The following is a 12,189-nucleotide window of genomic DNA, read 5'->3' as shown; positions in this document are numbered from 1 at the left end:
CACACCACCAGGTGACGCCAAGACCCCGTGAGCACTTCCTGGTGCCATAGCGACTGGGTTTTCGTTGCGCCACCGTTATCCAGTCGGAGACCTGCCGGGGTCTGGGGGCGGCGGGCGAGTGCCCCAGTCAACTCGACGTCATTTGCTTGGAGATCCGCGTCGTGTGGCTCCGACGGAGCTAGTCTGCTCAGCATGATTGCTGATGGGTTCCTCGCCGTCGCGGCTATCACTTCGCCGCTGCTGCGCACCCCCGAACTCGCGGATCGCTGGACGATGCCCAGCGCGTTGCAAGAGTTCCGCGTCAGCGGCCTGGCCGGTCATTTAGCCAACGCGGTGTTCAACGTAGAACGTTTCCTCGACAGCCCCGTTCCTGACGGTACGGAATCGATCAGCGCGGTGCAGTACTTCTTGCAGTTCTTGCGTAACCAGGACGTATCGCATCTGATGAGAACTCGCGCCACCTTGCGAACGGCGCGGAAGCGGTGCACTCGAAACCCCCAAGCTGGGATGATGATGTGCTCGCGCACGCTCGACCGTAGCGGAACATACGGGGTCGTTGAAGTTCAGCTTGGCTCGCATGGTTGTTGACCAGGGCCACCTTCCGTAGATCGCATCTGATGCGACATACTCGCGCTGGATGCGATCTGTGGAAGGCGGGTCCAGTGCGCAAGAATGACGGGTTTCCGGGCTCGGTTGGGCTGCATCTCGCCGACGGGGTGCCACTGCTGCACCCCGAGGAGCAGGTGTTCGCCGCGATGCTGGAGGGCTGGCGTAACCAGCAGTTGGCGCGCAACCTGGCGCGCTCGACAGTCGAGGCGCAGCAGCGCCAGGTTCGGCGCTTCTTCGAGCACGCCGGGGAATACCCGTGGCAATGGAGCCCGCAGTTGGCCGACGAATGGTTCACCGATCTGCGCGCGGTGCACCACGTCGCGAAGTCCACCGTGCGCGGCTACCAAGGTGCGCTGCGGACGTTCTGCTCGTTCCTCACCGACCCGGCCTACGGATGGGCCGCAGAGTGTGAGCAGCGGTTCGGCACGCATCCAGTGCAGGTGATCAACGAGGTCAACGCCGCCGCGCATGTCGCCGATATCGAAGCCGAGCCTCAGCGACGGGCCTTCACCCGCGAGGAGTTGCAGGCGCTGTTCGACCACGCCGACGAGGAGATCGCACGCAAACGCGCTGCCGGCCGCAAGGGCTGGCTGGCGGCGTTCCGGGACGTGACGACCTTCAAGACGGCCTACGGGTTCGGACTGCGCCGCAACGAGACGCGGATGCTCGATGTCGTCGACTTCGGTTGCAATCCACACGGCCGGGAATTCGGCGAGTACGGCGTTTGCTACGTCCGGCACGGCAAAGCCAAGAAGGGCTCACCGCCAAAACGGCGCAGCGTGCTGTGCGTGTGGGAGTGGGTCGCCGAAGTGCTTGAGCAGTGGATAACCGAGGTGCGGCCACTGCTCGGGAGAGAGCACAACCCGGCGCTGTGGCCTTCCGAACGCGCCCCGCGGATCGCCAACAAACAGCTCAACCGGCGGCTGGCCGCCTACCGCGACGAGCTCGGAATGGATCCTGCGCTGGACTTCCACTCACTGCGCCGGGCCTACGTGACGCACCTGATCGAGGACGGATTCGACGCGCGGTTCGTGCAGGAACAGGTCGGCCACGAACACGCCAGCACGACCTCGATCTACACCTGCGTGTCCTCGGACTACCGCACCCGCACACTGCGGCGGGCGCTGGACGCGACGATCGACGAGGCACTGGGGCCAGGAGGAAAAGGAGCATGAGGATGCAGAAGCGCGAGGTCAGCTACACGTGGCGGCTGCGGGAGACCATGGCCGAGCATGGCATGTACGCCACAACCGACCTCGTGGAACCGCTGCGCGAGCGCGGTATCCACCTGTCGGTCTCACAGGTGCACCGGCTAGTGACCGGAACGCCCGAGCGTCTGTCGTTGAAGGTGCTGTCAGCGCTGTGCGACATCTTCGCCACCGAACCCGGCGAGCTGATCAGCACCGATGCGGCCAACATCGGCATCCGCAAGACCGCCACCGACGACGCCCCGGCGCCACCGAACGTCGCTGAGCTACGTCCCAAACGCGCCCGGATCACCCCAGCTGAATGAACCAGGACCACCTGCCCACCAGCGGAGTCTGTGCGCGGTGCGGGCGCCCCGTGTGCAGTGACTACGCCAAAATCAAGGGCGATAACCGGCTTCGTGCCCGGTGGGGCTGGCCGGAAGGACCCGTCTGCGTCGCCTGCTACGAACAGGCGATCAACACCTACGGTCGCTGCGGGGACTGCGCCACCGACCGGCTACTTCCCGGCCGCCGTACCTCGGACGGCAGCCCGATCTGCACCGACTGCGCCGGCGGTCTTGGTGACTTCACCTGCCGTCGCTGCGGCCAGGAAGGACCTGGCTACCGCGCCGACGCCTGCGCCCGATGCGTGCTCGCGGACCGGCTGACCGAACTGCTCGACGACGGCAGCGGCGCAGTGCGCCCCGAGCTGGAACCGCTGTTTCACCTGATTCACGCCATGAGCTGGCCCGCCAGTCGACTGACCTGGCTGCGCCGCGAAGCCCCAGTCTCGGTGTTGTCCGCTCTGGCCCGCAGCGAGGTCCCGCTCACCCACGAGGGCCTGAGCAGACTGCGCCCCCGGAGATCGGTCATCTACGTGCGCGACCTGCTCATCGACTGCGGTGTTCTCCCACCCGTCGACCGATTCCTGCTGCTGTTCGAGCAATGGCTTCCCGACTGGCTGGCGACGATCAACGACCCTGCGCACCGCAAGCTGCTGGAGCGGTTCGCCACCTGGCACGTGCTGCGCCGACTACGCCAAACCGCCCGCGAGCAGCCCATCAACTCCTACCGAGCCAACAACGCCCGTCGTCTACTCCGGGTCGCCGCGCTGTTCCTTGACGACCTCGCTGCACACGGACGACGACTTGATGAATGCACCCAAACCGACATCGACTGCTGGTTCACCGCGGAAAACCGGGATTCCAAGTGCTCCCGCGAGTTCCTACGGTGGGCGCTCCAGCGACACGAACTTCCCCGCCTACATCTGCCCATGTCGCCGCGCTCGACCGCCACGCGATTGAGCCAGCGCCACCGTCTTGATCAGGTCCGCCGGGTGCTCACCGACGAGACCATCCCTGACGCCGATCGCGTACTCGCCCTGCTGATCCTGCTCTACGCCCAACCACTGATCCGGATCGCGCAGCTGACCACCGATGACATCATCCGCGACGACGACCAAGTGCTGCTGCGGCTCGGCGACCCGCCCATGCCGGTTCCGCCGCCGTTCGCCGAGGTGCTGACCCGCTACCTCGACAACCGGCTGAACCTCACCACCGCCGGCGGCGCGACCAACCCGTTCCTGTTCCCCGGCCGCCGCCCCGGCCAACCCCTGCACACCACCTCGCTACGCCTCCGGCTGCGCAACCTAGGCCTCCCCAGCCGCGACGGCCGCACCACCACGATCCGCCAGCTTGTCCTCCAAGCACCCGCCCCCGTCGTCGCCGGAATGCTCGGCTACCACCCCAACACCACCGAACTTCTGGCCGCCGAGGCCGGATCCACTTGGAAGAGCTACGCCTCCGGGGACCACGACCGCCTCGGGAACAGCTGAGCTGAAGGCATCGCTGAAGGCATCTACGCGATCACTCGGTCGCCGCATCGCGAGCCGCGGCCAAGGGGGATCGCCCCCGGTTTCGTCCAGGTCACGTGCACGACCGCCATTTCGTTCCTGGCCCCGTAACCCGGTGACCCCGGACGAGGACGAGAACGACTAGGAGCGGCCTGTGGTGCCGCCCGCATTCAAGTGGATTCGGGCGGCACCACGATGCCCCTGACCAGGCAATTAGTGCACCGGCGGGTCGGAGAACCTGCGTCACGACCTCGGACCACGCGCAGGGCCTCGTGCCGCGGGTTCGTGGCGCGGGGTGAGGGTGACCACGCGCCCGCACTCGGTAGCGCTCATCCACTCGTCCACGGTGATGTCGGGATCGGCCAGGTCCAGGTCGGCGAGACTGCCCGCGACCGGAATGTCGACGCGGCCGGTGTCGGTGGCGCTGACCAGGGCGTTCCACCACACCTGGTGGTTGGTCACCGCGGCGGCCACCACCAGCGCGCCCTCGCCGTCGTACTGGCCGAGGATCCACCCTAGGGCGTCGCCGGGCACGCAGACGCACACCACCACCCCGCCCAACAGGCAGTCCGGGAGGCAGGCCAGGCGGGCACGCAGCCGTCGATCGTCCAATGCCTCCATGAGCACCCGGGTGGCGTGTTCCCGTTCCAGCACCCGCTCGTCGAGGGCCTGGCGCACCCACAGGCCATCCCCGGCCGGGTGCTCGGTGTGCTCGACCCACTGCTCGCGTTGCCCGTTGCGCGCGACGGCAGCGCTCATCAGCCGCTGGGCCTGCCCCAAGGTGTCGGCTCCCAAAGCGATGCCCTGGGAGGGCAGCCAGCCCCGCCACCGGCACCGGGGCTCCCAGTCGCTGCGGTAGACCGCGTGCAACACCGCCATCACCGTTCACCACCTTCCGTAAAACTCTCGTAACCGGGTCTGTTAACCCAGATAGGTGATGATGACTGGCCTTGAAAAGTTGGTTCGGTGGTTCCAGAATAGGACGTGCAGTGGTTGGTTGTGAAGCTCTTGACCTGCGAAAAGGAGGTGACCGCGCATCGTCAGTTCTCCCTCCTGGCTCCGGTGTGGCGGCGGGGCCGCCGCCCTTCCACAAGACCCGGCCCACTTGTGCGGTCGGGCGGGAACCGACAACGAAGGAGTGTGGGCAGTTATGACGATGTCGTTGGATCCGTTCTTCCGGGATCTCAACCGGTTGGCCACCGAGGTGTTCGGCAGCAGCCGGATGCCGCAGACCATGGCCATGGATGCCTACCGGTCCGGGGAGAACTACGTCGTCGAGTTCGACCTGCCGGGCATCGACCCGCAGTCGCTGGAGGTCCACGCGGAAAACAACACCTTGACCGTGCGCGCCCAGCGCCCCGGCCGCACTGGCGGCGAGGGTGACGCCGAGGTCCGCTACCTGGCGGCCGAACGCCCGCGGGGCGCCTTCTCCCGGCAGCTGTCGCTGGGCGATGGCCTGGATCTGGACCACATCACCGCCGACTACACCGACGGGGTGCTCACCGTGACCCTGCCCGTGGCCGAGCAGGCCAAGCCCCGCCGTATCGAGGTCGGCCACGGCGGGGGCCGCAAGGTCATCGAAGGCGCCCCGGCCGAATGACGACCAGCGGGCGCCACATCTTCCGGCCCGGGCCCGGACACACGCCAGGCGTGTGTCCGGGCCCGGCGTTTTCCCACGACGAAAGGCACCCACGGATCATGGTCGACTCCCGCTCACCGGAGCGTGCGCGCACCGCGTTCGACGACGCCGACTACCCCGCCTACACCATGGGCCGGGCCGCCGACATGCTCGGCGTCACCCCCGACTTCCTGCGCAGCCTGGACGCCGCCGGGCTGCTGACCCCCGACCGCTCCACCGGCGGGCACCGCCGCTACAGCCGCACCGAACTCACCCTCGCCGCCCGCGTGCGCGAACTCCTCGACAGCGACCTGACCATCCTCACCGCCGCCTGCCGCATCGCCCAACTCGAACGCGACCTCACCACCACCCGGCAGCCCCTGGCCGCCCTCGACACCCCACCCCGGCACACGCCCCGAGCGTGAAGTATCGAGGGCCCGCACCTGCCGGTGCACAAGACGAGGGCACCGACCCAGCCGGATCACCGGTCAAAGAATCACAGTTCCGATGTTCCTCAAGCCCCTTGTCACCCGCACGTCTGGTCCCAAACCTCGGGTCCGTGCCGTGGGCCGCAGATCGTCGAGACTGCGGGATCAAAACTTCAGTTGAAAGCACCAAGCTGAGAGCGCTGCCATGACTCCCAGCGCCGCACGTCCTGCCGCAGTGTCGGCAGCACGCTTATCGGCCAGAGAATTCGCGACAGTTGAATACGGGACTCCGCCAGTCGCAGGCGAGCCAGAGTTCGACGTCGACCATGCGGGACAGCGGCGCATTCGTGCCCGTGGCGAGCAAGCAGCTGGTCTTGGCCCAACAGACCTTGCTGAGCGCTTCGACGCAGCCCGTGCACGATTGGCACCACGACTTGCCGCTCTACCGGCGGAACAACCGGTGCTCGTCTTTGATCGGTGGGTTCTGCCACTCGACCAGTGTTTGCTCACCAGGTTGATCGAGCTCGCCGTCCATCTCGATGACCTCGCAGTGAGTTTGGATTTGGCCACGCCTGCCGTTCCCGACGATGTCGCAGAGATAGTGATCAGCTCGTTGGCCAGCATCGCTACTGGACGTCACGGCACCGCATCGGTGTTGCGCGCGCTGTCCAGGAGGGAACGGGCTCCCGCCGTGATCGCGGCATTCTGACCAAGAACGGTCGACTCATTCAAGAATGATCCCCGTGGGCGTGGTGAACTGCTCCCCGGTAGTTGGACTGGAAATCCAGCCCCAGCTCGTGGGGGAGCAGTTCGCGTATCGGTAGTTCGTTGTCCAAGCAGCGGCGTGTGGTTGCTGTGTCGCTGTTCGAGGATGGTCATGGGGCGAAGTTCGTTGCGTCCCGGTGGGCCCTGCTCAGTCGACGAGGGCTTGGTAGACGAGTTGGTGGAGTTGGGGGCGGATCGGGTGGGTGCTGGAGGGCATCAGCTGGGTGAGGAAGAGGACCGTGAGGTCTTCCGCCGGGTCCACCCAGAACGCCGTGCTGGCCAGGCCGCCCCAGGCGAATTCGCCCGCTGAGCTGGGCACCTTGCTCGCCACCGGGTCGTCCACCACGGAGAAGCCCAGGCCGAAGCCCTTGCCCGCGTTGGCCGACTCGGAGAACGAGCCGAGCGCCATCGTCTCCAGGTCCGCTCCGCGGGGAAGGTGGTTGCGGGTCATGTAGTCCACGGTGCGGCTGCCCAGCAGGCGGGCGCCGTCCAGCTCGCCCCTGCGCAGCAGCATCTGGGTGAACCGGTGGTAGTCGCGCGCCGAGGAGAACAGCCCGCCGCCTCCGGAGAGCGCCTTGGGTGGCTCGAAGGCGGCCGCGTGGGCCTCGTCGTGGTGCGGGTGGCGGCGGGCCCGGCCCTGCGGGTCGGCCACGTACAGGGTCGCCAGCCGGTCGGCCTCGGCGCGGTCCACCGCGAACCCGGTGTCGGTCATGCCCAGCGGTTCGAAGATGCGGGTGCGGAAGAACTCGTCGAGGGTCAGCCCGGAGGCGACCTCGACGATCCGGCCGAGCACGTCGGTGGCCACCGAGTAGTTCCAGGCCGTGCCGGGGTCGAACAGCAGCGGCAGCGACGCCCACTCGTCGCAGCAGCCGGCCAGGTCCAGGTCGTCGGCCATGCCGTACTCGAATCCGGAGCGCCGGTAGAGCTCGTCGACCGGGTGCAGGTAGTGGAAGGCGTAGGTGAGCCCGGAGGTGTGGGTCAGCAGATGCCAGATCCGCATCTCCTCGCCGGCCGGTCGGGTCTGCGGCGCGCGGGCGCTGCCGCCGGTGTAGACCCGCAGGTCGGCGAAGGACGGGATGAAGTCGCTGACCGGGTCGGTGAGCTGGAGGGCGCCTTCCTCGAGCAGCATCATGATCGCCGTCGAGGTGATCGGCTTGGTCATCGAGTAGATCCGGAACAGGGTGTCCGGCAGCACGGGTGCGCTGGTCTCGACGTCGCGCATGCCGTGCGTGCCCAGGTGCGCGATCTTGCCGTGACGGGCGACCAGGACCAGCCAGCCGGGCAGCTTGCCGGTGTCGACGTACTGCGCGAAGTGCCGGTCGATGCGCTGCAGCCGGGCCGCGTCGAAGCCGACTTCACCGGGGTCAACCTCGATTTCCACGCTCACTGCGACCTCCTTGCGACGGTCATCGGGCCTATGTTGTGTTTCTACACGTTGCGAACGACCTCGAGTCGTCCGGCATGCGAAAAATTTTCGCTATCCCCGCGTGCGTCGGCCCCGCCAGGTAGCGTCGGAAGGGTGACGAATCCGACCCCACCCCCTGGTTTGCCCCGCACGGCGGGGGAGTTGCGGGCCAGCGGCCACGTTCCGCGCAGCGTGAAGGCCGAGGTGCGCGCGAACCTGCTGACCTCGCTGCGCTCCGGCCGCGCGCTGTGGCCCGGCATCGTCGGCTTCGACCAGACCGTGCTGCCGCAGCTGGAGCGCGCCCTGATCGCCGGGCACGACGTGGTGCTGCTCGGCGAGCGCGGGCAGGGCAAGACGCGACTGTTGCGCAGCCTCGCCGAACTGCTGGACGAGTGGACGCCGGTCATCGAAGGTTCGGAGCTCGGCGAGCACCCGCTGCAGCCGATCACCCCGGCCTCCCGGCGGCGGGCCGCCGAACTCGGTGACGAGCTGCCGGTGGCCTGGCGGCACCGCAGCGAGCGCTACGCGGAGAAACTGGCCACTCCGGACACCTCGGTCGGCGACCTGGTCGGCGACGTCGACCCGGTCAAGGTCGCCGAGGGCCGGTCGCTGGGCGACCCGGAGACCATCCACTTCGGACTCGTGCCCCGCGCGCACCGCGGCATCGTGACCGTCAACGAGCTGCCGGACCTGGCCGAGCGCATCCAGGTCGCGCTGCTGAACGTGATGGAGGAGCGCGACATCCAGGTCCGCGGCTACAGCCTGCGGCTGCCGCTGGACGTGCTGCTGGTCGCCACCGCCAACCCGGAGGACTACACCAACCGGGGCCGGATCATCACGCCGCTCAAGGACCGCTTCGGCGCGGAGATCCGCACCCACTACCCGCTGGACGTCGACGACGAGGTGGCGCTGGTGCGCCAGGAGGCGGACCTGCCCGCCGAGGTTGGCGATCACCTGCTGGAGGTGCTGGCCCGGTTCGTCGGTCACCTGCGCGAATCCACCGCGGTGGACCAGCGTTCCGGGGTGTCGGCCCGGTTCGCCATCGCCGCCGCCGAGACCGTCTCCGCCGCCGCGCTGCACCGCGCCGCGGTCACCGGTGAGCACCCGGCGGTGGCGCGCCCGGTCGATCTGGACGCGGTGCCCGCGGTGCTGCGCGGCAAGATCGAGTTCGAGGCCGGTGAGGAGGGCCGCGAGGACGAGCTGCTCGGCTACCTGCTGCGCCGTTCGGTGGCCGACACCGCGCGCGGTCTGTTCGCCGGGCTGGACCTCCAGTCGCTGGCCCAGGCCGTGGCCGACGGCCACCCGGTGGCCACCGGGGAGCGCGTGTCCGGGCACGACGTGCTGACCGCGCTGCCGGAGCTGCCGGTGCTGCACCAGGTCGCCGAACGGCTCGAGGTGCGGGCCGGTGATCCGCCCGGACGCATCGCCAGCGCCGTGGAAATGGCGCTGGAATCGCTGTTCCTGGCCAAGAAACTCGGCAAGGACGCCGAGGACGACAGGTCGGTGTACAGCTGATGTCCCGGCGGTTCCGGTACAACGCCTGGCACGGCGGGGCCGATCCTCTGGAACCGCCGGTGGACCTGCGCGCCGCGCTGGACCAGATCGGCCGCGACGTCATGGAAGGCGCCTCGCCGCGCTCCGCGCTCGAGGAGCTGCTGCGCACGGGCACCCGTGACGCCTCCGGACTCGACGATCTGACCCGGAGGCTGTGGCAGCGGCGCAGCGAGCTGCAACGACGTCACCGCCTGGACGGCACGATGGCCGAGGTGCGGCGGCTGCTGGACCGGGCGCTGGAGCAGGAGCGGCTCGCGCTGGCGGCCGATACCAGCGAGGACGCGCGGTTCCGCGAGCTCCAGCTCGACGCGTTGCCGCCGGACGTGGCCGGTCAGGTCGCGGAGCTGACCAACTACGACTGGCGCTCCTCGGACGCGCGGGAGACCTTCGAGGAGATCCAGCAGATGCTGGGCACCGAGTTCCTCGAACAGCGCTTCCAGGGCGTCAAGCAGGCGATGGAGCAGGTCACGCCCGAGGACGTCGAGCGGGTGCGGGAGATGCTCGACGACCTGTCGGCGCTGCTGGCCGCGCACGCCCGCGGCGATGACGACGTGCCGCAGAAGTTCGACGAGTTCATGGCGCGGCACGGCGAGTTCTTCCCGGAGAACCCGCGCAACGTCGACGAGCTGATCGACGCGCTCGCGGCGCGGTCGGCCGCGGCCCAGCGCCTGCTGAACTCGATGAACGCGCAGCAGCGCGACGAGCTGATGGCGTTGTCCCAGCAGGCTTTCGGCGATCCGCGCATCGCGCAGGCGTTGCAGCGACTGGACCAGCAGTTGCAGCAGCTGCGGCCGGGCGAGGACTGGAGCGGTCGGGCGCGGTTCCGCGGCGATCAGCCGATGGGGCTGGCGGAGGCGACGGCGGCAATGGCCGAGCTCGGCGAGATGGACCGGCTGGCCGAGCAGCTGGGGCAGTCGTACCCGGGCGCGAGCCTGGCCGACATCGACCTGGAGGCGCTGGAGCGGCAGCTCGGACCGCAAGCCGTGGTGGATGCCCAGCGGTTGTCGGAGATCGAGCGGCAGTTGCGCGAGCAGGGCATGTTGCAGCGCGCACCCGATGGCAGCCTGCGGCTGAGCCCGCGCGCGATGCGGCGGCTCGGCGAAACCGCGCTGCGCTCGGTGGTCTCGCAGCTGCGTTCGCGGCGCGGCGAGCGCGACACCGACCGCGCGGGTGCGGCGGGGGAGCTCACCGGCACCACGCGGCCGTGGAGCTACGGCGACTCCGAGCCGTGGGACGCCTCGCGGACGGTGCGCAACGCGGTGCTGCGCCGCGCGGCCGAAGGACCGGAGTCGCCGAGGCTGGCCATCGAGGACCTGGAGGTCGCCGAAACCGAGCAGCGCTCGCGGGCGGCCGTGGTGCTGTGCGTGGACACGTCGTGGTCGATGGTGCAGGACGGCCGCTGGGTGCCGATGAAGCGCACCGCCCTGGCGCTGCACCACCTGGTGTCCACCAGATACCGCTCCGACGCGCTGCAGCTGGTCACCTTCGGCCGCTATGCATCCACTGTGGACGTCGCTGAGCTGGCCGCGCTGGAAGGCGTTTGGGAGCAGGGCACGAACCTGCACCACGCACTGCTGCTGGCGGGTCGCCACCTGCGCCGAAATCCGGACGCCAAACCAGTGGTCCTGGTCGTCACCGACGGCGAGCCCACCGCCCACCTGGAACCCGACGGCGAAGCGGTTTTCCAATACCCGCCGGACCCGCACACCCTTGCGGTCACGCTGTCCGAAGTGGACTCCCTAACTCGCTTGGGCACCACGCTGAGCGTGTTCATGCTGGGCGAAGACCCGCGCCTGGCAGCCTTCGTGGACCTGCTAGCCCGCCGCGGCGGCGGCCGAGTCCTCGCCCCTTCCGCCGACGGCCTGGGCGCCGCAGTCGTCGGCGACTACCTCCACGCCAAGCGCCGCCGCTGACCACTCGGTCACGTCTTGCCCCGGAGGTGTTACTAGCGGCTGCCGGCGGCGCCAGCGGCGGAGACGGGTGCGGTGAGCATCCCTTCGGCGGCGTCGACGAAGGGCACCGCCCAGGACGGGAGGTCCTCGCCGGGGGAGGTGTCGCCGCTTCGCTCGTGGTCGGCCGCGGTGTGCACCAGGACCAGGCCGAGCATGCGGAGCCGCTGCTCCAGCACCGGCTCGGGCAGCTCGGCGAGGCAGCGGCGGATGCCCTGCCGGACCAGCCGGAAACTGGCGGCGGACTCCCAGTCGTACGAGCTGTACTGGGGGTCGGCGACCAGTTGGGCGAGGAAGCGCCCGTAGTGGGTCATACCGGTGGAGACGCCGACGGCCAGCGGGAAGACGAGTTCCTCGAGAAGGCAGCGCAGGTCCGCAGGACGGCCCTGGGTCTGCATCTCGGCGATCATGCGGAGCCGGCGCTCGTTGATGCCGCCCATCCGGTCCTCCAATAGCGCCATCACCAGCCCCTTCTTGCTGCCGAAGTGATACAGGACGGCGGAGTTGTTGCGCTCGCCGGCGGAAGTGGCGATCTCGCGGAGGGAGACCACGCCAATCCCGCGCTCCGCGAAGAGCCGCTCGGCGGCGAGGAGAAGCCTCCCGCGGGTGTCCTCCGCCGTCGCACCCATGAGATTCCGCCCTCCTGCGCTCGGGGACGGTACGGTCGCCGGCCCCATTCTTTCTGAACCTTATGCCTTGCCAGTTTAAAGCTAACGTCTTAATCTCTCATACATGTGACTTAAGTCGCTGATTCTGTTCTATCGCACCTGATCCAGCTCCACGTGGCACTCACCCACAACCAGCTGCTGACCCAACTGCTGG

The 12,189-nt window shown here is 68.6% G+C and carries 12 protein-coding genes; 9 read left to right on the top strand and 3 right to left on the bottom strand.

Features of this window, described 5'->3' with window-relative positions; genetic code table 11:
• Positions 1-192 precede the first annotated feature (192 nt).
• From ACWCO2_RS02110 to ACWCO2_RS02095, 4 genes are all read left to right on the top strand, one after another.
• Positions 193-588 carry a hypothetical protein gene (locus ACWCO2_RS02110; protein ID WP_450125849.1) on the top strand — a complete coding sequence of 132 codons (396 nt, stop codon included), beginning with the start codon at positions 193-195 and terminating at the stop codon, positions 586-588.
• A gap of 74 nt (positions 589-662) precedes the next feature.
• The gene (locus tag ACWCO2_RS02105) at positions 663-1,784 is read left to right on the top strand and encodes a tyrosine-type recombinase/integrase (RefSeq protein ID WP_450125848.1); all 1,122 of its coding nucleotides are present in this window, start codon (positions 663-665) and stop codon (positions 1,782-1,784) included.
• The gene (locus ACWCO2_RS02100) at positions 1,781-2,122 is read left to right on the top strand and encodes a helix-turn-helix domain-containing protein (RefSeq protein ID WP_450125847.1); all 342 of its coding nucleotides are present in this window, start codon (positions 1,781-1,783) and stop codon (positions 2,120-2,122) included. The genes ACWCO2_RS02105 and ACWCO2_RS02100 overlap by 4 nt, the downstream gene beginning before the upstream one ends.
• A gap of 50 nt (positions 2,123-2,172) precedes the next feature.
• Complete coding sequence (locus ACWCO2_RS02095; protein WP_450125846.1) at positions 2,173-3,630, top strand: hypothetical protein; 1,458 nt, start codon at positions 2,173-2,175, stop codon at positions 3,628-3,630.
• Positions 3,631-3,891: 261 nt separating this feature from the next.
• Here ACWCO2_RS02095 and ACWCO2_RS02090 read toward each other — a convergent pair whose 3' ends face one another.
• Positions 3,892-4,527, bottom strand: a complete 636-nt coding sequence (locus tag ACWCO2_RS02090; protein WP_450125845.1) for a hypothetical protein — start codon at positions 4,525-4,527, stop codon at positions 3,892-3,894.
• A gap of 271 nt (positions 4,528-4,798) precedes the next feature.
• On the opposite strand from ACWCO2_RS02090, the gene ACWCO2_RS02085 reads away from it, so the two are divergent.
• The 3 genes from ACWCO2_RS02085 (at position 4,799) to ACWCO2_RS02075 (ending at position 6,403) form a co-directional block, all read left to right on the top strand.
• The gene (locus tag ACWCO2_RS02085; RefSeq protein ID WP_450125844.1) at positions 4,799-5,248 is read left to right on the top strand and encodes an Hsp20/alpha crystallin family protein; all 450 of its coding nucleotides are present in this window, start codon (positions 4,799-4,801) and stop codon (positions 5,246-5,248) included.
• Between the two features lie 98 nt (positions 5,249-5,346).
• Positions 5,347-5,691 carry a helix-turn-helix domain-containing protein gene (locus ACWCO2_RS02080; protein WP_450125843.1) on the top strand — a complete coding sequence of 115 codons (345 nt, stop codon included), beginning with the start codon at positions 5,347-5,349 and terminating at the stop codon, positions 5,689-5,691.
• A gap of 208 nt (positions 5,692-5,899) precedes the next feature.
• On the top strand, positions 5,900-6,403 hold the full coding sequence (locus ACWCO2_RS02075) for a maleylpyruvate isomerase N-terminal domain-containing protein (RefSeq protein ID WP_450125842.1): 504 nt from the start codon (positions 5,900-5,902) through the stop codon (positions 6,401-6,403).
• Positions 6,404-6,607: 204 nt separating this feature from the next.
• On the opposite strand, the gene ACWCO2_RS02070 is transcribed toward ACWCO2_RS02075, so the two are convergent.
• Positions 6,608-7,846 carry a serine hydrolase domain-containing protein gene (locus tag ACWCO2_RS02070; protein WP_450125841.1) on the bottom strand — a complete coding sequence of 413 codons (1,239 nt, stop codon included), beginning with the start codon at positions 7,844-7,846 and terminating at the stop codon, positions 6,608-6,610.
• 132 nt (positions 7,847-7,978) lie between these two features.
• Between ACWCO2_RS02070 and ACWCO2_RS02065 the strand changes: the two genes are divergently transcribed.
• Positions 7,979-9,379, top strand: coding sequence for a sigma 54-interacting transcriptional regulator (locus tag ACWCO2_RS02065; RefSeq protein WP_450125840.1), 1,401 nt, complete (start codon positions 7,979-7,981; stop codon positions 9,377-9,379).
• Positions 9,379-11,331, top strand: a complete 1,953-nt coding sequence (locus ACWCO2_RS02060) for a vWA domain-containing protein (RefSeq protein WP_450125839.1) — start codon at positions 9,379-9,381, stop codon at positions 11,329-11,331. Before ACWCO2_RS02065 ends, ACWCO2_RS02060 begins: the two co-directional genes overlap by 1 nt.
• A 32-nt stretch (positions 11,332-11,363) precedes the next feature.
• Here the strand turns inward: ACWCO2_RS02060 and ACWCO2_RS02055 are convergent, their stop codons facing one another.
• Positions 11,364-11,996, bottom strand: coding sequence for a TetR/AcrR family transcriptional regulator (locus ACWCO2_RS02055; RefSeq protein ID WP_450125838.1), 633 nt, complete (start codon positions 11,994-11,996; stop codon positions 11,364-11,366).
• Between the last annotated feature and the right edge of the window lie 193 nt (positions 11,997-12,189).

It is taken from the genome of Saccharopolyspora sp. NPDC002376 (genome assembly GCF_053593195.1).
The sequence above is the reverse complement of the archived record's forward strand: the minus strand, read 5'-3'. Positions and strand labels throughout refer to the sequence as shown.

Excerpts from the sequence above, each read along its gene's own strand:
- ACWCO2_RS02110 (WP_450125849.1), top strand. The coding sequence starts at position 193 with ATGATTGCTGATGGGTTCCTCGCCGTCGCGGCTATCACTTCGCCGCTG.
- ACWCO2_RS02100 (WP_450125847.1), top strand. The coding sequence starts at position 1,781 with ATGAGGATGCAGAAGCGCGAGGTCAGCTACACGTGGCGGCTGCGGGAG.
- ACWCO2_RS02090 (WP_450125845.1), bottom strand. The coding sequence starts at position 4,527 with ATGGCGGTGTTGCACGCGGTCTACCGCAGCGACTGGGAGCCCCGGTGC.
- ACWCO2_RS02085 (WP_450125844.1), top strand. The coding sequence starts at position 4,799 with ATGACGATGTCGTTGGATCCGTTCTTCCGGGATCTCAACCGGTTGGCC.
- ACWCO2_RS02080 (WP_450125843.1), top strand. The coding sequence starts at position 5,347 with ATGGTCGACTCCCGCTCACCGGAGCGTGCGCGCACCGCGTTCGACGAC.
- ACWCO2_RS02075 (WP_450125842.1), top strand. The coding sequence starts at position 5,900 with ATGACTCCCAGCGCCGCACGTCCTGCCGCAGTGTCGGCAGCACGCTTA.
- ACWCO2_RS02060 (WP_450125839.1), top strand. The coding sequence starts at position 9,379 with ATGTCCCGGCGGTTCCGGTACAACGCCTGGCACGGCGGGGCCGATCCT.
- ACWCO2_RS02055 (WP_450125838.1), bottom strand. The coding sequence starts at position 11,996 with ATGGGTGCGACGGCGGAGGACACCCGCGGGAGGCTTCTCCTCGCCGCC.